The organism is Mycolicibacterium vulneris (assembly GCF_002104765.1).
Taxonomy (GTDB): domain Bacteria; phylum Actinomycetota; class Actinomycetes; order Mycobacteriales; family Mycobacteriaceae; genus Mycobacterium; species Mycobacterium vulneris.
This window is the reverse complement of the sequence record NZ_NCXM01000010.1, coordinates 56,284-75,876: the sequence shown is the minus strand read 5'-3', so window position 1 is coordinate 75,876 and position 19,593 is coordinate 56,284. Positions and strand designations below refer to the sequence as shown.

Here is a 19,593-nt window from a genome sequence, read left to right as displayed (position 1 = left end):
GAGATAGGTGTGTCACGAATAACGATCGATAGCGCCAAATGCCAGGGCCATGGTCGCTGCGTCCTGATCGCCCCGACCCATTTCGACATGGACGACGACGGCTTCGGCAAGGTGTTGGACGACGAGGCCGGGTCATCGGCCGACGTCGACGAAGCGGTCTACAGCTGCCCTGAGAACGCGATCCGGCTATCCGACTGAGAGTCGGTCGTCATGCCGCCGTGGTGATGGTGCCGTCCGCGTGCAGCTCGCGGATCTCGTCTGCGGTGAAGCCGGCCTCGCCGAGCACCGCTGACGTGTCGGCGCCCCGGCTGGCCGGGGCCGGTCGCAGCCGCGCCGGGGTGCGGGATAGCCGCGGCGCCGGTGCCACGGTGACTGTCCCGTCGTCGTTTGCCAGGATCGTGTTGCGGGCCCGCAAGTGTGGGTCGTCGGCCAACTCGTCCAGGTCCAGCACCGGCGCGCCGCAGCCATCGATGCCGGCGAACACCGCCGACCAGTGCGAGCGGGCTTTGGACCGGAACGCCTCGGCGATCCGCTCCCGTAGCTGCGCCCAGCCGGTCGGATCCAGTTGAGCGGCTAAGGCGACGTCCTCGATGCCCAACGCGGATAAGAATTGCGCGTAGAACTTGGGCTCGATCGCGCCAACGGCGAAAAATCGGCCGTCTTCGCATTCGTAAACGCCGTAGAACGGCGCCCCGCCGGACAACAGGTGCTTGCCGCGACCGGACCACAGCCCGCTATTCAGTTCAGCGAGGTGGATCGCGGCCAGCATGGCTGCGCCGTCGACGATAGCGCCGTCGATCACCTGCCCTTTGCCCGTGCTATTCCGTTCGAAGAGCGCCATCATGATGCCGAGGGCGGTGACCAGCGATCCGCCCGCCAGGTCTCCTACGTAGGCCAGTGGCGCGACAGGCTTTTCGGAGCCGATGGTGCCGAGGGTGCCCGCTACCGCCGTGTAGTTGATGTCGTGCCCGGCCCGGTCGCTGTATGGCCCGTCCTGGCCCCATCCGGTCAACCTCGCATAGATCAGCCGGGGGTTCCGCGCGCACAATACGTCCGGGCCCAGCCCGCGCCGCTCCATGGTGCCGGGACGATTGCTCTCCAGCAGCACGTCGGCATGGTCGGCCAGTCGGGCGATCACCTCGGCACCGCGGGGCGCGCGCAGATTGATGGCCGCTGAGCGCTTGCCCCGGGACAGACTTGAGGCCGGATCGAAGGGCAGCGGGGCACCCGGTCGTTCGACGGTGACGACATCAGCGCCGAAGTCCGCGAGCAACATGGAACAGAACGGGCCCGGCCCGAGTGCGCTGAGGTCGAGGACCCGCACCCCGCTCAGCGGGGGAGCTTCGGTCGAAACTGGGGAATCGCCTGTCACGCGATCAAACTATCAAACAAAGTTTGGTTGTGGGGTCGGACGGCAGCGCGTAGGTTCGCGCCGATGAGGGCTGGGATGGAGTCGAAGGATCCCCGGGGCAGCCGGGCGCAGTCCGACGCGAGCAACCCGATGAGCGTCGAGGCCTATCGGGCGCTGCTCACGCAGCGGTTGCGTGCGGAAGGCGCGGTCGGTGCCGACGCTTCCGAGCACGCGGAGTTGGTGTTCAACCTCTCTCGGCTGCACACCCGAATCTCGCAGGACTTCGAGGTCTTGCACCGCCGGCGTGGGTGGACATGGTCGGGCTTTCGGATCATGAACGTGCTGTGGGTGTTCGGCACTGTTGAGCAACGCGACGTGGCCCGGCTATCCGGCGGATCGCGCGCAGCGATCTCGAGTGCGCTGAACACTTTGGAGCGCGACGGCCTGGTGAACCGCGTCAGAGACAGCCACGATCGGCGGCTGGTCCGGCTGGAGTTGACCGAGCGAGGACGAACGGAGCTACGCGATGCGATCCGCGAACAGGCCGACCGCGAGCGGCAATGGCTCTCGGTCCTGGACGCGTCCGAACAGCGCTTGCTCAGCCGCCTTTTGGCCACCGTCGCGGATCGGCGGACCCCATAACCAAATAGCGATTGTCAAAAACTTGACATATTCGTATGCTGCAGGGCATGCAGATGCGAACCCTGATCCAGCACAGCAAGGGCAAGACAAGCCGGCAGGCCCATCGCGACCTGCCGGACTCGAGTTCGAACGGGACGTTGCTCAAAGACGACGAACTGACCCGGCACGGCTTCGACGGACGTGAAGCGGTTCTGTATCGCTCCAACGACCCGACGGTCTTCCGCACCGAAGGCCGCTTCAAGTCCACCTCCGCGGTATTGACCGATATCAAGACCGACGACCTCACCGACGCCCGGGGCGCAGCGCAGCGGCTCTACTACAACGCCGACGCGACGATCTGGCTGTCCCGGCGTTCCGAACCGATGCCCTTCTACCGGCGCAACGTCGACGGCGACGAATGCTGGTTCGTGCACCGCGGCTCGGGGACAGTCGAGACTGAATTCGGGCCGGTCAGCTACGCGCAGGGCGACTACGTCGTGCTCCCGAAAGCCGTCACCCATCGTTGGGTGGTCGATCCCGGTGAGACCATGCTGTTCGGCATCGAAACAGTCGGCGAGTTGCGGGCGCCGACGTACGTCGGCCTGGGCCGGCACGCTCCATTCGACCCAGATGTCGTGCGCGTACCCGAACCGGTGCCGGTGACGTCTGACCAGCACGAGTACGAGATCAGGGTCAAGTACGACGGCGAATATTCATCGATCTACGCCGCCTCTCACCCGTGCGATGTAGAGGGGTGGAAGGGCGACTACTTCCCATTCGTGTTCAACATTCGCGACTGGAACGTAATCATGTCTGACAGCCTGCACCTCCCGCCGTCGATGCATTGCTTCCTGGTGGCACAGGGCATCAACATCATCAATCTGCTGCCGCGACCGTTCGAGTCGGTGCAGGGTGTCGAACGCATCCCGTGGTTCCACCGGAACGCCGATTATGACGAGATCGCGCTTATTCACGGCGGCAAGTCTCTCGGCCGACCGTTGAAGGCCGGCCTGGTCAGTCACGATCCACAGGGCATCCACCATGGCTTCCCTGATCGGGCGCGGATCAAGTCCCGGCGGGAGTGGGAGCAGCACCCGCGCATCGAGTGGGAAATCATCATGGTCGAGGCCTCGCGCCCACTGAAGCTCGACCCGGTGCTGCAGGGCTGACCTCTCGCCGTCTTGACGATCCACGTCACACCCCGGCCTAGACGTGATGTAAGACATATGGCATCGTGGCCAATTAATACCGAACAGTGTTTGAACACAGTGACGGTGGTGACGAAGCTGTCGACCTTTGGGGAGCTATGCGATGACCTCTGCACGTACTGACCGCGACCTCGCCGCGCTGCTGGAGTCTTACGATCCGTTCGATCGCGACCACGTCGAGTGGAAGTACGACGCGTTCGCGTACGCGCGGCGGCACTGTCCGGTGGTGCGGACCGAGACCGAGCTCACCGGGCCGATGTGGATGATCACGCGCTACGAAGATGTCCGGCGAGTGCTCGAGGATCCCGAGACGTTCTCCTCGGTGGGCGGATCGCCGGCTCCCGCTCCGGTGCGGTTGGGTCCGCTGGATTCCGACCCGCCCGAGCACACCGGCTTCCGCGCGCTGCTCAGCCCATACCTGACCCGCAAGTTCGCGCTGACTTACGCCGACGAGATGCGCAAAACCGCCAACGAGCTGATTGACGGATTCATCGAAAACGGCAAGGTCGAGTTGCTCAGCGAGTTCGCGAGCCCGTTCGTCTCCCGCATCTTGGCGCGGATGGTGTTCAACGAGAACGACATGACCAAGATGGAACGCGCAAAAGAGATCGTGTACCGGGTCACCGAGGACGGCACCGAGGAGTCGTTCATGAACCTCGGGATGCTTTCGGCGGAGTACTTGTTTGCGGCGATCGAGAATCCGCCGGAAGAAGACGGCATCCTGCGGGCGCTGGCGACCGGGACCATCAATGGCGAGCGGTTGACCAACGAGCAGGCACTCGGTGCGATCTCGGTGTTGTTCCTCGGCGGGCTGGACACCACCCGGTCTGCGATCGGCGCCATCGCGATGTACATGGCGCTCAATCCCGAACTCGAGCAACGGGTCCGAGACCCCCGTTGGGTGCGCAACGACATGGACGAGTTCATCCGCCTGACGTCGCCGGTGGGGACGTTCGGGCGCACCGTGATGAAGGACACCGAGATCGCCGGGTGCCCGGTCAAAAAAGGCGAGCGCCTGCTCATCCGGTTCGATTCGGCAAACCGCGACGACGTCAAATTCCCCAATGCCGACCAGTTGCAGTTCGATCCGCCCCGCGGTGGCAACGCCGGTTTCGGCCTGGGAATCCACCGTTGCATCGGCATGCACCTGGCACGGGTGGAGATCGCCATCGCGTTCGAGGAATTGCTCGCTCGCGTCACCAACTTCCGGCTGGACGCAGACCCGGCCGACCTGAAGTGGGTGCCCGGCATCGCAAACTACCCGGACCGTGTACCGCTGATTTTCGACAAGGTCTAGACACTCGCTGTCAATCCCTCTATTCCACAACATCTCTCAACGAGGAGAACCCATGACCGGACGCGTCGAGGGCAAGGTCGCACTGATCACCGGCGCCGCCCGCGGACAGGGGCGCAGCCACGCCCTGCAGTTGGCCGAGGAGGGCGCCGACATCATCGCGCTCGACATCGCCGCCCAGGTTGAGTCTGCGCCCTACCCGTTGGCCACTCCTGCTGATCTGGACGAGACCGCCCGCGAGATCAAAGCTCGAGGCCGACGCGTGGTCACTCGCCAGGTCGACGTTCGCGACGGCGAGGCGTTGACAGCGGCAGTCGGCGAGGGGGTGAGCGAACTCGGCCGTCTGGACATCGTGTCCGCCAACGCCGGCATCCTTTCTGTCGGTCCGTCATTCGAACTGACGGAGCAGACCTGGACAGAGATGATCGACATCAATCTCAGCGGATCGTGGCGGACCACCAAGGCGGCCATACCGCACATGATCGCTGCCGGAAACGGTGGATCCATCGTGCTGACCAGTAGCATCGCTGGCCTGATCGCCCAACCCGGACTAGCGCACTATGTCTCGGCCAAGCACGGCGTCGTTGGGTTGATGAAGACACTGGCACTTGAGTTGGCGCCGTTCAACATTCGGGTCAACAGCGTCCACCCGACCAATGTCGACACTGACATGATCCAGAATGAGCCGACATACCGCGTGTTCCTGCCCGATGACCCGAATCCCACCCGGGAGAAGTTCGCGGTACCGGCTACCGAGATGAACGCACTGGCCATTCCGTGGATCGAAAGTATCGACGTCACCAATGCGGTGCTGTTTTTGGCCAGCGATGAAGCTCGCTACATCACGGGGGTGTCGCTGCCGATCGACGCCGGTGCCTCCATCAAGTGAGTGCCACGACGATCCGCTCGAGCGCCTCCAGTGTTCGACGGGTCCGGTGTTGGTCAGAGTAAAAACCGGCGTCGACTGCAAGTCCCCAGAGCAAGTCGACCAGGACCTGCGTGGTGGCTTCGGTGTCGATGCCGGCGTCGACTTCGCCGTCGCGTTGCGCCGCTGCCAGTGCCGCAGCAAAGTGCTCGCGTACCGCGACCAGAGGCTGCATGGCCTGGTCCCGCAGATCCGGGTGATGGATCGCGTCGGCCGTCGATGTGACGAAGAAGCGCACGAAGGTCTGGTCAATCCGGATGGTCGCCACCGCACGGTCGAAGACCGCCACGATCCGGCGGTCGATCGAGCCGGTCTGGCACAGCGCCGGGCCGAGGATCTCCGAGATCACCACCTCGTGCACGGATGCCAAAGCGGCCCGGTACAACTCGATCTTGCTCGGGTAATAGTTGGCGATCGCGTTGCGGGTGAAGCCGGCTTCCTCGGCGATCTGCCGAAGGCTAGCACGGTCGAATCCTATGGTGCTGAACACTTCTCGGGCACTGTGCAGAATCTTGAGCCGGGTTTCGGCTCCGTCGGCGCCCAACGGACGGCCGGGCCCGCGGCGAGCGCCAGGTTCAGTCATCCCAGCAACTTTACGACCTGCGGGAGGCGCTGGTGACCAACCACGCAGAGAGCCTGGCGACCTACGACGTGATAGTGATTGGCGCCGGGGCCGGTGGAATGGCCGCCGCGGCCCGGCTGAACGCGAGCGGCTTCACGACCCTCATGGTGGAAAGATACGACCGTGTCGGCGGGCGGGCTTCCACCATTGATGTCGACGGATTCCGGGTCAACACCGGTGCCCTGATCATCGAGCTCGGTGGTGAAAACGCCAATCTGTTCGAGGATCTCGGCCTTACCATCAACGCGCGGACGCCCAAACGACCCCTAGTGCTGCGGCTGGGCCGCTGGGATGTGCCCATGATGAGCGGGCTGACGGGCCTGATTTTTCGCGCGCTGCTCGCGCTAGTCGGCGCCGTCGCTCGCCGCGCAGCAACGCCGGACCGGTTGCGACGGTACGGATGTGCGGCGACGCCAACTTGCCCGGTGGTTACGCCGAACATATTCGGGCACAGTCGAATCCGAGCACCTTGATCACCGTGAATTTCGCCAGCGAGCAGCCGTTGGGCTCGGTCATCGGGCTGGTGTTCTTCGGCCCCACCCGCCGGCTGGCCTACGCGGCCAATCTCACCGCGACGTGTCCGAAGATGGCGCCCGCGGGATGGAACCTGTACGCGGCGGCCTCTACGCCGCACCCCGCGACCGGCGATTTCGACGCCGACCACGAGGTCGCGTTGCTGAAAGCGGATCTGCACGAACATTTCCCGGTTTCGACTCCGCCCGCATCTTGTCGGTCGAGATCTGCGCAGGAGAGGACTGCCCGCACAGCGAGCCATCGCCGGCTGCGATCTGCCGCAAACCACCCCGATCGCAAACCTTTTCAATGTCGGAGACGGCGTGCGTGAGTGGGCCACGGCAGGCCAGAGCGGCTGCGTGCAATCCGCGCGCTTGGTGACCGAGCGAATCCGAGCCGCGATGTCGCCCTCGGCGCGAAGCGTCACGCGCGCCTGACCCCAATGCCCAGTGGCCGGTTGCGTCACCGTGACGACAGCGCCGGAATGTGTCCGGTCATCCCGCCGTCGACGACAAGAACCTGACCGGTGATCATCGCGGCGGCATCGGACGCAAGGAAGACCGCGACGCGGGCGATATCCGCCGGTTCGGCGAGCCGACCCACTACCTGGCCCTCGATGATCAGCCTGCGCAGTTCGTCAGAGACGTTCGCGCGCGCAGCCGGCGTATCTACAACGCCCGGCGCGATCGCATTGCAACGCACACCTGACGGGCCGTATGTCGTCGCGATGATGCGCGTCAGTGACTCAATGGCGCCCTTCGCCGACGAGTACGCGACCTGGCGGGTGGAGCCCGAGCGCCCCTTGACCGACGAGGTGTAGATGATGCTGCCCCGGCCGGCTTCGATCATGTCCAGCAGGGTGTATTTGGCGCTGAGCATGGATCCGCGGGCCGCAACGGCGAATGCGCGGTCCCACGTCGCGACCTCCAACGTCAATAAGTCGTTGTCGCGGTCGAAGATCGAGACGTCGGCGGCGTTGCTGTGCAGAATTGTGACGGGCCCCAACCGGGCGCGCACGGCCGGCATCGCGGCGGCCCAGTGTTCTTCGTCGGCCACGTCGAGTCGCAGCGCGAGGGCACGCCCACCTGTCCGCTCGATGGCTGCGGCAACGGCTTCGGCGGAGTCGATGTTGACGTCGGTGACCGCGATTGCCGCTCCCGCCTCGGCCAGCGCCTGCGCGCTTGCCGCGCCGATCCCGGACGCGGCGCCGGTGACAAGCGCGACCCGGCCGTCGAGCTCGCCGCTCATGCTCGGGGGACGATCAAATCCCGGCCTTTGAGGTATTGGCGCAGATCTTCGATGAATTGCGAGTAGATCGCCCGGAAGGTCGCGGTCATCGTGTCGAGAACAGCTGGCTCGCAGTCGAACTCGCCGTACCACTCGAGAAACGTGGTGTTCGAGTCGGTCACTGGCAGCACGCGGATGGTGCCGCGGTAGGTAGACACCGGAAAAGGTATCTCGTCGGCGAAATCGTAGGAATAGCTGCGGGCGGGTGCGTCATAGCGCACCAGCCGTTCCCGGGCGGTGCCGCCGCCGGGCTCCAGCGTGAGGTTGCGCACCGAACCCACCGCGCCCGATCCGGCACCGTTCTCGGGCGTGTTGGACCGAACCATGGTGACCCAAGCGGGCAGCCCGTGGAAGTCGCCGATCACCGACCACACGGTGTCGACGTCGGTGTCGATGATGGTGCTGACGTAGGCAAGGCTCATGCGACCCTCCGCTTAAACCAAACATTGTATGATTTGAAATTCAATCATATCTGCGGTCGACCGGGCTACCTGCGTAATGCCCACGCTATCGCTGCGCCGAGTCGTCACATGGCCCTCTTGCACCGCGACCGCGCCCTCGTCGAGGAGGCTGATGGCAAGGCGGCCCGGCGTGTGGTTGTATAGAGAACCAATTGCCGTTCGGTTCGGTAGATAGGGTGGGTGGGGTATGAAGGCGCTCGTCATCGGCGGGAGCGGCGCAACCGGCGTCCCGGTGCTGCAGGGACTTTTGCAACGAGGTCACGACGTGACGATGCTGCACCGCGGCGTGCACGAGCCGGCCGACCTGCCGGACGTTCCGCACATCCACGCCGACCCACACTTTGCCGAATCGATCACCGAGGCGGTGGGCGACCAGTCCTTCGACGTGGTGCTGGCGATGTACGGGCGAGTCGCTGCGATCGCGGAGGTCTTCGCCGGACGGTGCGGGCAGCTGATCAGCATCGGCGGGGTGCCGGCCTACCGCGGTTGTCTGCAGCCCGAAACCGTCACGCCGTACGGCATGGCGCTCAACGCGCGCGAGGATGGCCCGCTGGCCGACGGCACCGAACCGGTGCCGCGTTTCGCCAAGCTGATCCGGTCGGCCGAGCGCGCCGTCCTGGATCGGGCGGCGTCCGGCGCGTTCCGCGGCACGGTGATCCGGTACCCCGCGATCTACGGCCCACGCAACCTGGTGCCCTGGGAATGGTCGGTAATGCGCCGTATCCGCGACGGCAGGACCCGAATGATCCTGCCCGACAACGGTTTCTGGATCATCTCCCGGGCCGCTGGGCGTAACGCCGCCGAGGTCGTGCTCGGCGCCGTCGACAACCCCGACGTCGCCAACGGCCAGGCCTACAACGCCGGCGACGACGACCAATACACCGTGCGTCAGTGGGCCGAGGCGATCGCGCAGATCATGGGCGGTGAGCTCGAATTCGTCGGCATTCCCGGCGAACTCGCGGGTTCGGCGCTGATCGAACTGTTGCCCCCGACTGGGCGGCCGCACATCCTGCTGGACACCAACAAGGCGAAGCGCGAGCTGGGCTACCGCGAGGTCATATCCGCCCGCGACGCGATGGTGGAGGCCGTCGAGTGGCTCGAGGCGCACCCGGTCACCAGCGAGGACTACCCGCTGTATCCGGCGAGGTTCGATTACCCGGCCGAGGACCGACTGATCGAGGCCTACACGCAGGCCGTCAGCTGGGTGCGAGACCAGGCCCCGGACGAGGCGCCAGACGTGCGTCACCCGATGCCCCATCCGAAGACCGTTTCCGTTGGCCGTGACCAGGACGGCCGCTGATTTCGAGCAGGAGGAACCCATGACGACCATGTGGCGTCGTTTTCAGGACATGGTCGGGATCGAGTACCCGATCATGCAGGACGGCATGGGCCCGTCGCCGACCACTTTGCTGGCCGGCGCGGTGTCAGCGGCCGGCGGGCTGGGCACCGTCAGCTGTCCTTCCATCGTGAACAGCTCAGAGCAATTCCTCCGCGAGGGATTCCGCGCGGCGATCGAGCACGTGGCGTCCAGCACGGACCGTCCGTTTGCCGTCAACGTCCCGGTCGGCCGGACGGCCAGCGGCGAGCTCCTGCTGGTCAGCCGCATCTGCATCGACGAGGCCATCGCGGTCAAACGCGACGGCGGACGCACCGGTGACCAGCTTAGGGCCATCGTCACCTCGGCCGGCTTCGCCGGTGAGTTCGGCGCAGCCATCCGGGAATCCGGCCTGGTGCACATGGCCAAGGTCGGGTCGGTCCGGCACGCGCTCAAGGCCGCCGAGAGCGGTGCCAACGTCATCATCGCCTCGGGCTACGAAATGGGCGGGCACACCCACGCCAAAGGGGTGCACACCATGGTGCTGGCCCCGCAGGTGATCGACGCGCTTGACATCCCCGTCGTGGTATCCGGCGGGATCTGCGACGGCCGCGGGCTGGCCGCGGTGCTGGCGATGGGTGGCGCCGCCGCCGCAATGGGCACCCGGTTCATCGCCACCCAGGAGCACCAGTGGCACGCGGCGTACAAACAGCGCATCGTCGACGCGAAGGAGTGGGAGGATGTCGTTTACGGCGGCATCTACGCCCCGATCCGTGGCCTGCGCAACAAGGGTTTGGAGCTCATGGAGGACGTGCGAAAGACCATGTCTCCCGAGGACTTTCAGGTGTGGGAGGAAGAGCAGATCCGCAAGGCCCAGCGCGAGGGCGACGTGGTCGAAGGCCTGATGGTGGCCGGTCAGGTGTCCGCGGCCATACACGACATCCCGACGGTTGCCGACCTGGTCGGGCGGATCGTGACCCAGGCGCGCGGACTGCTGGGCGAGGCAGGGGTGGCGCTGGGAGAACCTGCGTGCCGGTAACCGAGACCGTCCACGACAGCGGCCGACTGGCGGGTGTCGCGGAACTGGTTGTTGAGAGCCCGCCCGTCAACGCCTATTCGATCGGCGACCTGGCCCAGCTGACCGAACTGTTGCGCAGCTACGAGCGTCGCGAAGAAGTCCGGGCCGTGGTGTTGCGAGCGCAGGGCAAGGGGTTTTGCGGCGGCGGTGACCTCAAAGAGGTGCAGAGCCTGCCGGGATTCGACGGCATCCTCGGTCAGGCTCGGGGGTCCCAGGACACTAGCGTGGCCATCGCCGAGTGCGCGGTTCCGGTCATCGGCTGCGTACACGGCTACTGCGTCGGCCTGGGGGTGCTGCTGGCCGGCACCTGCGACGTGCTGATCGGTTCCCGGGGAACACGATTCGTGCTCGCCGAGGCGGACAACGGCGCGACGACCGGCGCGGTGCAGGCGCTGGGCCTGCTGCCGGAACGCCGGCTGCGTTCGGCGATGTTCACCTGCGAGCCGTTCGACATCGCCGAGTTGCACAGTTATGGCAGCGTGTACCACGTGGAAGCGACGGTCGACGCCGCGCTGGTCAGAACCTACGAGGTCGCCGCGACGATCGCGCGAAAGGCGCCACGGGTCATCCGCGCGATGAAGTTGGCGCTCAACAACACCGCGGGCCGTGATTTGCGCCGGCTCTACCGGCAAGAACTGAGTTACACCTTCGAGCTCAACATGCTCGGCGACAGCAGCAAGGCTCGCCAAACCTTTCTGGACGGCGACCGCGAGAGTTATCTCGGCGACACCGCCACGACGTCGTGATGAACCGGCGGTCGGGCTTCAGCTCCCGTCGCCCATCAGCCGGCCAACCACCGGCAGCCACAGCCGCCGTGGCGCGTGGCCGCCCACCCAGGCGAAAGCCCGGACCGTTCGTCGCGGGATGACGACTCGTTTGTTGTGTGCAAGCGCCCGCAGCCCGGCCGCGGCGATCTCGGCGGGCTCGGCCATGAGCACTTTCGGGGTGCGGCTTTCGGTGCCGAGCATGCCCGCAACTTCGGAGAACTCGGTGCGCACACCGCCTGGACACATCGCCGTCACCGTCACGCCGTCGCGCGAGAGCTCCCAGTGCAGCGATTCGGCCAGCGAGGTCACCGCCGCCTTCGTCGCGGCGTACGCCCCGAAGTTCGGCATCGGCTGGTTGCCGGCCATCGATGAGACCAACAAAATCGCCCCACGGCCCCGCGCCGTCATGGCGGGCGCGAGCGCCCGAGTGAGCAGGAAAGTTCCCTCGACGTTGGTGCGTATCAGCTGCTGGATCCGGTCGGGGTCGGCATCGATGAACGGTCCTCCCATGCCGAACCCAGCGCACGCCACCAGCACGTCGACGTCGAGGCCGCACTGTGCAACGTCCGCGAGCAGTCCGGCGCGGCTGTCGGGGTCGCTGATGTCTGCGGCGATCACCTCGATACGCCGGCGGCCTCCATCTGACAACTCGCGGGCGAACGCCGCCAGCCGGTCCTGACGGCGCGCAACCAGGATGGCGTTGTGACCGCGTGCGACCAGCCCGCGCGCCAACTCGGCGCCGATACCCGAGGAGGCACCGGTGATCAGGGCAGCGGCGCCGGGACGTGGAGTCGGGATTGCCATGTCGTGGTCAGCCCAGCAACGCGTCAGCGCCGGTGTCGGCGACGATCGACGCCGAGTTGGTGAACATCTGGGCCCACATCTGATCGCCGCGCTCAGTCTGCTGGAGCGTCATCGACACGGCGATCGTCAGCAGGAACGGATACAGCGAGCTCATGCGGTAGCTGTCCTCGCACTGGGCGAAGGAGAAGTCGTTCACCCCCGCCGCGCACAGGCCGTCGTGGTAGCGATGCAACAGACGATCCTGTTCAGAGCGGCGTTCGTCGACGCTCAGGCATGACCCGAGATAGATCGCGACGTCAAGCAGGGGCGGTCCGAGCCGGGCCCCCTGCCAATCGATCACCGAGATCGGCGGCGCGCCGTCGACGCGGGCGAACATCATGTTGTCCAGGCGGTAGTCGCCGTGGGCAATCACGAAGGGTGCGCACCACAGCCGCTGCGCGCTGCCCGCCGCCGCGGGAGCGAGTCGTTTGGCCAGCTCCAAATGGTTTGAGTCGACCCGGTTTTCGAATCTGGCGATGAACGCTTCGATCAGCGGCTCGACGGCAGCGAACAGCAATTCGGTGCGCGCGAGCCCGGCCCACGGCAGGTCGGCCAGCCCCGGCTCGTTCCAGATCGGCGCCTGCAGTCCGGGCAGCGCGCCGATCGCCAACTCGGCCTGCTTCAGCGTGCCGCCGCCGACCATGTCGCCGACGTTGGACGTTGCCTGCAGGTCCTCCAGCACCAACGTGAAACGCCCGCTGGCCGGCTCCACGTCGCCCCAGTACATCGCGGGGATGGCGCAACCGAGCCGGGGCGCGATCTCCTGGTAGAAGCGAACCTCGGATTCGTAAATCCCCATCGCCGCACCCATCTGCCGCGAACTGGCATCTGCCGAGGGCAGTTTCACGATCAGCGAGGCCGGACCGGCGGCGCCACCGGCGTACCCCAACTGTGCGCGAGCGACGAACCCGGCCTGCCCGGTGCCGATCACTGCCGCCTCGACCGAGGTGACCGTGTCCTGCCCGCCGAGGGTGGCGTTGCTCTGTAACACCCGGGTGAACCACTGGGGGGTCAGCCCATCAGTTGTATCGACGATCCCCGTCATCCCAGCTCCTTGCCGCCCGTGCTGTTGCTTGTCTGTTGCTTGTCCACAAGGGCCGGACCAGATCGGGTTCGCAACTCTCGTCAACTATCCACTTGACCATTCGACGCATCGGTTCGATCCCGTCTTGAGGAAGCGAGACACTCGGGTGGGCCGCGTAGCCCAGTGATACCAGGCGCTGGGCGCCGTGCAGCGGAAGTTGTTCCCGCAGATCGGATTTCAAGGATTCCGGATAAATTCCGACGGTCTGGGTGTAGGCATTGATTTCTCGGATCGCATCGGCCGGATCATCGATAGGGACGATGTTGGCGACCCGGCCCGACAGCCGGCGGGAGAACTCGACCGGTTCGTCGAGCTGCGAGACGATCACCGCGCCCTCGCCGTCGCGACCGCCGTAGACGCGGTACCAATCCGGGCTCGACCGTAGTGCGTCGATGTCGGCGATGAGTTCTGGGTCCGACCATTTCGCCGGGGTAGTGAGGTGTTCGGGCAGCCGCTGCAGTTGGGCGTAGATCTCCTCACCGAGCCGGTTCGCCCGCTCGAGCCCGTCCGGATCGGTGCCACTCGCCACGTAGACGGTGCGCGCGTTGACGCACCCGAGCTGGTTGAGGGCACCGATGTCGGTGGCCGTACGCAACGCGACATCGGCGAACGCCTCCTCGGACGCGAACGCCTGCGGCCCGATGATCGTCGCGCTGCGCTTCGGATCGAGCGAGATGAGCTCGAGCCCCGGCTGGACATAGCGCAGCACATGGGTGACCGAGGCGAGGCCGCCCCAGGCGATGATCTTCTCGACGCCGGCGGGCTTGAAGAGCCGCTCCTCGAACCCGGTATCCCCACCCTTCCAGTACGCGACGGACAAATGACGGGTGATCGGGTGCGCCGGGTCGAGCTCGCGCATCGTGCGGGCGATCGCAAGCGCGGTCAGCGGGTCGTTGGACGGGGTTTTGATGATCGCGTCCGAGCGCCCGACCGCGTTGCGGATGATGCTCAGCGCCGCGATCAGTGGGCTGTTGCCGGCGATGATGTGTACGGTGCGGGTGCCGAACGCCCGGACCGACGCGGTCCGGCCGTCGGTCATCACCCGAGGGACCCAGCCCTCGAGGTATGGGATCCCGATTGTGGTCTCCGCAAGTTCGCGCACCGCGGCGGCGCTGAACAGAGCCGGCAGCTGCTCGAACGATGAGCGGACCAGTGGAGGGGTCATGTCGGAGAACTGCGCGGAGAGCTCCAGCGCCTCTTGCATGTGGGCATTTCGGGGCAGCGCCAGCGCGTCACCGATGGCCGCCAGGTAGGCGACGATCTCGCTGAACGGCAGGTCCTGAACCTCGCGCAGTTGGCTGGGGTCCGACAGCTCCAAAGAACCCAGCAGGCGGTGCGGGTCCGGTGCCCGAAAGGCGGCGGTGCCGCCGCGGCCGCCGAATGTTACGAGGTCGTCGTCGATCAACTGCCCGCGGATGATCGCGGGTGCGGCGAATCCGGTCATGGTGTTTTTCATTGGCGGACGGTCACACGAGTTCGCCGGTGAGAAATTCCAGCGCCGCCCGGTGCGCGTCCTCAGCGGCGACACAGGTGATTTTGTCGTCTCCGTTGTGCTTGTCGCTGTAGCGCTCGATGGTTGGCGCGGCGTGGGCGGTGGTCCGCCCACATCCGCATGGCTCGAAGCTGAGGGTGAACTCGTCGCCACTGACGAAACCGCCCCAGTAGGTGGCGGCGAGCAGATCGAATACCGCCATCCGCCCGGTGTGCTCGCCGGTCCGCGGAAACGGCGCTCCGTCGACAGGATCGAGGACAAATGGGATAGTCCACGGTTCGAAGTGGTAGCGGCCGCGTTCGCACATCTTGTTGAGCGCGGTTATCTCCGACATCACGTAGCTGTGCTGGATGTGTTTCACGCCGGAGAACCGCCGGACCGTCTCCTCCCAGTCATCGGGGACGACCCTGCCCTTGGCGCCACCGCCGGTGGTGATCAGCGAATCGGAGGCGAACACGTTCTCCAGGCCGGCGTCGAGTCCCGCCTTGGACATGTTGTACAGCACGTTCCAGGTGGCCAGCATCCAGATCCGGCGTCCGCGCATATCCCGGCTGATCTCGTTGATGAACTTCGGCAGCGATTCCGCCATCTCGCGCTGCTCGCGTTCGAACTCCTCCCGCCGCGCCCGCAACGCGGGGCTGATCTCGAGCTTGGCGAGCTCGCCGCGGGCTGCTTCGGCGCGTACCCGTCCGGCGAGATAGGCCGCGTCCGAGCTCATCCGCCCCGGGCGCAGCGCATGCAGCCGGTCCTCCGAACCGAGCAGGTGGGGAAGGGCCATGCCGGGAAAGCGGGTGATCGCGCTGCGGCCCGAGCGCCACAGCGGCCAGATCAGCTCGAACCATTCGCCGTCGTGTCGGCCCCCCACGCCGAGCGGGTCACTGTATTGGAACAGCCCGCACCGCGACGCCCGGCCCATCTGATCCCACTCGTGTGTCGAACGCGGCAGAAACGACATCGTCCCCGTGGTGCCCGAGGAGTGCACGGCCCGCAGTGCCGTAGCAGCCTCCAGTGTGTCGAGCCAGGCATCGATCGTCTCGCAATCGGAGACGTCGACGCTGGCGAGGTCGATCGTGGTCAGCCGATCAAGCCAGCGGGTGAGTTCGGTGAACCGACTCCGCACTAGCAGCGCGGCCGGGTAGGACTTGTACACCGAATGCTGGAACAGCAGCGGGACAACGTCATTGAGCTGACCGACCGCGTCGATCCCGGCTTCGTCGGCGAGCCGGGTGAGCGTCGCAATGGTGTGACGGAGCTCGCCGAAGCGCAGCTGCAATGCCTCCAGCTGCAGAGCAGCGAGCTCGTCGACCGGCACATGCTGCATCGCGTGCCATGAATGGCCGAAGAACTCGGCCGGGGCGTTGGCGAACTGCCGGGCGTCCGCCGCGACGGTCACGACGCGTGGGTCCGAGAGCTCGCCGCGACCGAGGTCGTCGCTTGTGGTCGCTCCCTCCATGCCGCGAGCAGCGCCGCGTTCTGCCGGGGAGTGGATCCGTATGTGGTGACCTCGTCGGCGCCGGCGTCGATGAAACGCTGCAGCGACGTTACGCATTCGGAGACGGTGCCGACCGCGCTGCAGTCGGTGATCCAGCTCCACGGCAGCACCGATGCCGGCCCCAGCATCTCGTGCCGATGGAACGTCAGGTCCGCGGCGCGGTTGAGATTGTGGAACTGCTCGTGGTTGCGCATGCGGTTGACGGTCTCCAGATCCCAGTGGTTCGCGGTGGCAAGGACGTCGCCGTACAGCGGGTACTGGAGATAGGTCACAAGCCTCCCGGCCGATATGGACTTGGTCTCGATCTCGGCCATGTCCGGGGCGGTCACGACCGGGGCGACGATGCGGATCTCTGCGGGGTCGCGACCAATCCGCTCGCACGCGGTGCGAATGCGCTGGACCGCGTCGGCGACGGCGTCAGGGGTCAGCATGGGCGGCAGGATCACCCCGTCGAACGCCTCGGCGGCAGCCGCCGCCCCGCGTTCGTGGCAGAAGCCCGCGATCCAGATCGGCGGTTGCGGTCCGTTATACGTCTCGGCGAAAGCCAACGCGGTGAACGAACCGAGCTGACCGGTATAGGACACCGACTCGCCTGCCCATAGCTGCCGGGTGATCTTGGCGCTTTCGACCATTGCCTTGGTCGTGGTCATCGGGATACCCATGCCGCGGAACGCGCCGGCGTCACCGCGGCCGAGCCCGAGCACGAATCGCGGCCCGAAACACGAGTGCATCGTGGCCCCGAGTGCGGCCGGCATCCAGGGATGTCGCGTGGTCGGCACGATGATCCCGGTGACCAGCTCGAGGCGGGTCGTCAGCGCACCGATCCCGGCGAGGATGACGTCGGCTTCCTTCAGATCCCATCGTTCCGAGATGAAGACGCGTCGAAAGCCGATCTGCTCGGCATCGACCCCGTCCTGGATGCCTTGAGCCGGGGTCCGGCCTTCGGTCTCGCGCTCAAATTTGCTGGCGTCCGAACTCACCGCGCCGGCGATGATGAAGGCGCTGAAATCGTCTGTCACAGGCGGGAGTTCGACGCTGGCCACCTGTCCCTTATCTGCGGTAACGGTCATCGGTCCGGACTCCTCGCTGAGTATTTAGCATATTACCGTACGTTGTACGGAATTTCTGTCTCGGACCGTACTGTGTACGGTGTGGGAGTGTCAAGAGAGTCGACGACCCTGCCCGCAAAGCGAGGCCCGCGTCCCCGGCTCACACGTGACGATGTCCTGGCGGCGGCGCTGCGGGTTATCGACTCGGTCCCGCCGAGCGCCTTCACGATGCGTCGGGTCGCCGATGATCTCGGCGTCGGGGTCATGACCCTGTACGGATACGTACGCAGCAAAGAAGAAATTCTGGAAGGCCTTGTCGCGCAGCTCATGTCAGACGCCCATCCCACCGCGGGAACGGCTCCGACCTGGGATGAGTGCCTGCGGGCCGAGGCGCGCCATCTGCACGGCGTCGGCCGCCGCCACCCGAACCTGGTGACCATCGTGCTGAGTCAGCACTCGGCGACCCCCGGCTTGTTCCATCTGCGTGAGCGGATGCTGACCGCCCTGTTGGATGCCGGCTTTACCGAGGTGACCGCGCTGCACACCCTTGGCGTGCTGTGTAACTACGCGCTCGGCTTCGCGGAAGCGCAGGCGGTGGCGGCGCCGATCGACTTGCCTGAGCGCATCCGAGAGCTGCCCGAGACCGAGTTTCCCAGCCTGTCCGGCCTGGCAACGGACTACGCCATCCACCTGGACGACGAGGCCTTCACCTTCGGTCTTGAACTGCTGATGGCCGGTTTGCAGGCGGAACTCGCCAAAGGCGGGTGACGCTGGGCGGCGGTCGACGGCGCTGAGGCGCGGCCACTGCCGTCCGCGCGGCGCGCGGAGCGAGTTCGATCGGAGTGTCATCGCCGACCCGACGCTAGATCGGGAATAGCGTGCGCCGTCGAGGCATCGACGATCAGCCTCGTCCCACGACCTCGGGTTCCAGCCGAATCGGCAGCGCCTCGGCGTAGCCGCTCAGCACCCGTGGTCCCGGTGTGAATGTTGCCGGCATCGCGAGGTAGCCGTTGACCAGCGGAATCGTCGGATAGTGCCGGACCCGTTCCCGATCTATGTGGTAGTCCGGCAACCGGCGCAACACCTCCTCGAGGAGGATGGCGATCTCCACCGGAGCCAAAAACGCGCCGAGGCAGCGGTGCATGCCGAACCCGAATGCCAGGTGCGTGCTGCCACGGTCGCGGTCGAAATTGATCCGCTCGGGATCGGTGAAGGTGTCGGGATCGGCATTCGCCGAACCAAGTGCGAGCCATACCCGGTCGCCCGGTTCGAGGTGCTGGCCGTTGATGTCGACCGGGCGGGCGACCGTGCGGGCGACTCCGGGACCGGGCGTGAAATAGCGCAGCATCTCGTCGATCGCAGCGGGGATCAGCCCGGGGTCCGCTTGTAACTTAGCCCGCTCGTCGGGATGCTCGTCCAAGTACAGGAACATGCTGGCAATCAGCGCAGTGGAGGTGTCAACACCCCCGTTGAGCAGCATGAACACCATCTCGGTGACGGTTTCGTCGTCGATGGGCACGCCCTCGACCTCGGCATTGAGCAGCGCCTCGGTGAGATTGGTCGCCGGGGTGTGCGCCGTCGCGCGTCGCGCCTTGACGGTGGCGCGCAAATCGTCTAGCAGCACGGCGAGGTCGCGCGCAGAGCCCGGCTCACGGTAGACGGCCTTGTGCAGAATTGTCGCGTAGTCACTCCATTTCTCCAGCGACAAGCCGAAGTAGTCGAGCGAGACCATCGCAGGCAGCGGGTTGGCGATGTCGTCGACGAAATCGATCTCACCGGCCTCGATCACCCGGTCGACGATCCAGGACACGATCTCCTGCATGCGGGGGCGGTATCTCTCCACGGCCTTGCGTGACAGCCACGGTGCCAGCACTTGTCGGTAGGCCTGTGACTGCGGAGGATCCATCTCCATCATCCCCATCCGGACCGGGTTGGTCGGCACTGTCACCCCGCCCTTGACGACGGTGTCACCAAATGTCAGGTCGCGTCCGCAGACGAAAGTGTCGGACTCCCGCAACACCCGCTTCGCATCGTCGTAGCGGGTGAGGACGTAAAAGCCACCGTGCTGGTCGCTGTGCGCCACCGGGCATTCGATGCGCATGCTGGCGTAAATCTCTCGCCAGTTCTGCGCGAAATCTTCGGAATGGTGGTCGAACTGCGTCATGGTGATCTCCGGTTATCGACAGGGCCT

Annotated in this window: 21 protein-coding genes; 11 read left to right on the top strand and 10 right to left on the bottom strand. The window is 65.9% G+C overall.

Annotated elements, in window-relative coordinates; all coding sequences use genetic code 11:
* Positions 1-9 precede the first annotated feature (9 nt).
* Positions 10-198 carry a ferredoxin gene (locus tag B8W69_RS11525; RefSeq protein WP_181447374.1) on the top strand — a complete coding sequence of 63 codons (189 nt, stop codon included), beginning with the start codon at positions 10-12 and terminating at the stop codon, positions 196-198.
* Positions 199-208: 10 nt separating this feature from the next.
* Here B8W69_RS11525 and B8W69_RS11520 read toward each other — a convergent pair whose 3' ends face one another.
* Complete coding sequence (locus B8W69_RS11520) at positions 209-1,324, bottom strand: CaiB/BaiF CoA transferase family protein (protein WP_085289946.1); 1,116 nt, start codon at positions 1,322-1,324, stop codon at positions 209-211.
* 111 nt (positions 1,325-1,435) lie between these two features.
* On the opposite strand from B8W69_RS11520, the gene B8W69_RS11515 reads away from it, so the two are divergent.
* From B8W69_RS11515 to B8W69_RS11500, 4 genes are all read left to right on the top strand, one after another.
* A complete protein-coding gene (locus B8W69_RS11515; protein ID WP_085289945.1) occupies positions 1,436-1,993 on the top strand; it encodes a MarR family winged helix-turn-helix transcriptional regulator in 558 nt (185 codons plus the stop codon).
* Between the two features lie 47 nt (positions 1,994-2,040).
* Positions 2,041-3,141, top strand: a complete 1,101-nt coding sequence (locus tag B8W69_RS11510) for a homogentisate 1,2-dioxygenase (protein ID WP_245843212.1) — start codon at positions 2,041-2,043, stop codon at positions 3,139-3,141.
* A gap of 142 nt (positions 3,142-3,283) precedes the next feature.
* Positions 3,284-4,477 (top strand): cytochrome P450, encoded by a 1,194-nt coding sequence (locus tag B8W69_RS11505; RefSeq protein WP_085289943.1) that lies wholly within the window; start codon positions 3,284-3,286, stop codon positions 4,475-4,477.
* Positions 4,478-4,529: 52 nt separating this feature from the next.
* Entirely contained in the window at positions 4,530-5,363 is an 834-nt protein-coding gene (locus B8W69_RS11500; protein WP_085289942.1) for a mycofactocin-coupled SDR family oxidoreductase, read from the top strand.
* Here the strand turns inward: B8W69_RS11500 and B8W69_RS11495 are convergent.
* A complete protein-coding gene (locus tag B8W69_RS11495) occupies positions 5,356-5,982 on the bottom strand; it encodes a TetR/AcrR family transcriptional regulator (protein ID WP_181447373.1) in 627 nt (208 codons plus the stop codon). The two genes, B8W69_RS11500 and B8W69_RS11495, sit on opposite strands and share 8 nt — an antisense overlap.
* 32 nt (positions 5,983-6,014) lie before the next feature.
* On the opposite strand from B8W69_RS11495, the gene B8W69_RS31370 reads away from it, so the two are divergent.
* Together B8W69_RS31370 and B8W69_RS31365 are read left to right on the top strand one after the other, a co-directional pair.
* Complete coding sequence (locus B8W69_RS31370; protein ID WP_245843211.1) at positions 6,015-6,494, top strand: NAD(P)-binding protein; 480 nt, start codon at positions 6,015-6,017, stop codon at positions 6,492-6,494.
* Positions 6,495-6,499: 5 nt separating this feature from the next.
* Complete coding sequence (locus B8W69_RS31365) at positions 6,500-6,865, top strand: hypothetical protein (RefSeq protein WP_245843210.1); 366 nt, start codon at positions 6,500-6,502, stop codon at positions 6,863-6,865.
* 131 nt (positions 6,866-6,996) lie between these two features.
* Here the strand turns inward: B8W69_RS31365 and B8W69_RS11485 are convergent, their stop codons facing one another.
* Together B8W69_RS11485 and B8W69_RS11480 are read right to left on the bottom strand one after the other, a co-directional pair.
* Entirely contained in the window at positions 6,997-7,782 is a 786-nt protein-coding gene (locus B8W69_RS11485; RefSeq protein ID WP_085289941.1) for an SDR family NAD(P)-dependent oxidoreductase, read from the bottom strand.
* Complete coding sequence (locus B8W69_RS11480) at positions 7,779-8,243, bottom strand: SRPBCC family protein (RefSeq protein WP_085289940.1); 465 nt, start codon at positions 8,241-8,243, stop codon at positions 7,779-7,781. The genes B8W69_RS11485 and B8W69_RS11480 overlap by 4 nt, the downstream gene beginning before the upstream one ends.
* 226 nt (positions 8,244-8,469) lie before the next feature.
* On the opposite strand from B8W69_RS11480, the gene B8W69_RS11475 reads away from it, so the two are divergent.
* Genes B8W69_RS11475 through B8W69_RS11465 form a run of 3 tightly spaced genes read left to right on the top strand, consistent with a single transcriptional unit; the run spans position 8,470 to position 11,421 of the window.
* A complete protein-coding gene (locus B8W69_RS11475; RefSeq protein ID WP_085289939.1) occupies positions 8,470-9,582 on the top strand; it encodes a Rossmann-fold NAD(P)-binding domain-containing protein in 1,113 nt (370 codons plus the stop codon).
* Positions 9,583-9,601: 19 nt separating this feature from the next.
* Positions 9,602-10,636, top strand: coding sequence for an NAD(P)H-dependent flavin oxidoreductase (locus B8W69_RS11470; protein WP_085290051.1), 1,035 nt, complete (start codon positions 9,602-9,604; stop codon positions 10,634-10,636).
* Positions 10,627-11,421, top strand: a complete 795-nt coding sequence (locus B8W69_RS11465; RefSeq protein ID WP_085289938.1) for an enoyl-CoA hydratase-related protein — start codon at positions 10,627-10,629, stop codon at positions 11,419-11,421. Before B8W69_RS11470 ends, B8W69_RS11465 begins: the two co-directional genes overlap by 10 nt.
* A gap of 18 nt (positions 11,422-11,439) precedes the next feature.
* Here the strand turns inward: B8W69_RS11465 and B8W69_RS11460 are convergent, their stop codons facing one another.
* Genes B8W69_RS11460 through B8W69_RS11440 form a run of 5 tightly spaced genes read right to left on the bottom strand, consistent with a single transcriptional unit; the run spans position 11,440 to position 17,423 of the window.
* Positions 11,440-12,246 carry an SDR family NAD(P)-dependent oxidoreductase gene (locus B8W69_RS11460; RefSeq protein WP_085289937.1) on the bottom strand — a complete coding sequence of 269 codons (807 nt, stop codon included), beginning with the start codon at positions 12,244-12,246 and terminating at the stop codon, positions 11,440-11,442.
* Positions 12,247-12,253: 7 nt separating this feature from the next.
* Positions 12,254-13,330, bottom strand: a complete 1,077-nt coding sequence (locus tag B8W69_RS11455) for a phosphotransferase (protein ID WP_085289936.1) — start codon at positions 13,328-13,330, stop codon at positions 12,254-12,256.
* Complete coding sequence (locus B8W69_RS11450; protein WP_085289935.1) at positions 13,305-14,825, bottom strand: acyl-CoA reductase; 1,521 nt, start codon at positions 14,823-14,825, stop codon at positions 13,305-13,307. The genes B8W69_RS11455 and B8W69_RS11450 overlap by 26 nt, the downstream gene beginning before the upstream one ends.
* A gap of 10 nt (positions 14,826-14,835) precedes the next feature.
* The gene (locus B8W69_RS11445; RefSeq protein WP_085290050.1) at positions 14,836-16,254 is read right to left on the bottom strand and encodes a hypothetical protein; all 1,419 of its coding nucleotides are present in this window, start codon (positions 16,252-16,254) and stop codon (positions 14,836-14,838) included.
* Entirely contained in the window at positions 16,251-17,423 is a 1,173-nt protein-coding gene (locus tag B8W69_RS11440) for a TIGR03857 family LLM class F420-dependent oxidoreductase (protein ID WP_085289934.1), read from the bottom strand. Before B8W69_RS11440 ends, B8W69_RS11445 begins: the two co-directional genes overlap by 4 nt.
* A 72-nt stretch (positions 17,424-17,495) precedes the next feature.
* Between B8W69_RS11440 and B8W69_RS11435 the strand changes: the two genes are divergently transcribed.
* A complete protein-coding gene (locus B8W69_RS11435) occupies positions 17,496-18,170 on the top strand; it encodes a TetR/AcrR family transcriptional regulator (protein WP_085289933.1) in 675 nt (224 codons plus the stop codon).
* Between the two features lie 133 nt (positions 18,171-18,303).
* On the opposite strand, the gene B8W69_RS11430 is transcribed toward B8W69_RS11435, so the two are convergent.
* The gene (locus tag B8W69_RS11430) at positions 18,304-19,566 is read right to left on the bottom strand and encodes a cytochrome P450 (protein WP_085289932.1); all 1,263 of its coding nucleotides are present in this window, start codon (positions 19,564-19,566) and stop codon (positions 18,304-18,306) included.
* Between the last annotated feature and the right edge of the window lie 27 nt (positions 19,567-19,593).

Bases quoted from the DNA above. Each gene is read 5' to 3' on its own strand.
- B8W69_RS11515 (WP_085289945.1), top strand. From the start codon at position 1,436: ATGAGGGCTGGGATGGAGTCGAAGGATCCCCGGGGCAGCCGGGCGCAG.
- B8W69_RS11510 (WP_245843212.1), top strand. From the start codon at position 2,041: ATGCAGATGCGAACCCTGATCCAGCACAGCAAGGGCAAGACAAGCCGG.
- B8W69_RS11505 (WP_085289943.1), top strand. From the start codon at position 3,284: ATGACCTCTGCACGTACTGACCGCGACCTCGCCGCGCTGCTGGAGTCT.
- B8W69_RS11500 (WP_085289942.1), top strand. From the start codon at position 4,530: ATGACCGGACGCGTCGAGGGCAAGGTCGCACTGATCACCGGCGCCGCC.
- B8W69_RS11495 (WP_181447373.1), bottom strand. From the start codon at position 5,982: ATGACTGAACCTGGCGCTCGCCGCGGGCCCGGCCGTCCGTTGGGCGCC.
- B8W69_RS11485 (WP_085289941.1), bottom strand. From the start codon at position 7,782: ATGAGCGGCGAGCTCGACGGCCGGGTCGCGCTTGTCACCGGCGCCGCG.
- B8W69_RS11480 (WP_085289940.1), bottom strand. From the start codon at position 8,243: ATGAGCCTTGCCTACGTCAGCACCATCATCGACACCGACGTCGACACC.
- B8W69_RS11475 (WP_085289939.1), top strand. From the start codon at position 8,470: ATGAAGGCGCTCGTCATCGGCGGGAGCGGCGCAACCGGCGTCCCGGTG.
- B8W69_RS11470 (WP_085290051.1), top strand. From the start codon at position 9,602: ATGACGACCATGTGGCGTCGTTTTCAGGACATGGTCGGGATCGAGTAC.
- B8W69_RS11460 (WP_085289937.1), bottom strand. From the start codon at position 12,246: ATGGCAATCCCGACTCCACGTCCCGGCGCCGCTGCCCTGATCACCGGT.
- B8W69_RS11455 (WP_085289936.1), bottom strand. From the start codon at position 13,330: ATGACGGGGATCGTCGATACAACTGATGGGCTGACCCCCCAGTGGTTC.
- B8W69_RS11450 (WP_085289935.1), bottom strand. From the start codon at position 14,825: ATGAAAAACACCATGACCGGATTCGCCGCACCCGCGATCATCCGCGGG.
- B8W69_RS11440 (WP_085289934.1), bottom strand. From the start codon at position 17,423: ATGACCGTTACCGCAGATAAGGGACAGGTGGCCAGCGTCGAACTCCCG.
- B8W69_RS11430 (WP_085289932.1), bottom strand. From the start codon at position 19,566: ATGACGCAGTTCGACCACCATTCCGAAGATTTCGCGCAGAACTGGCGA.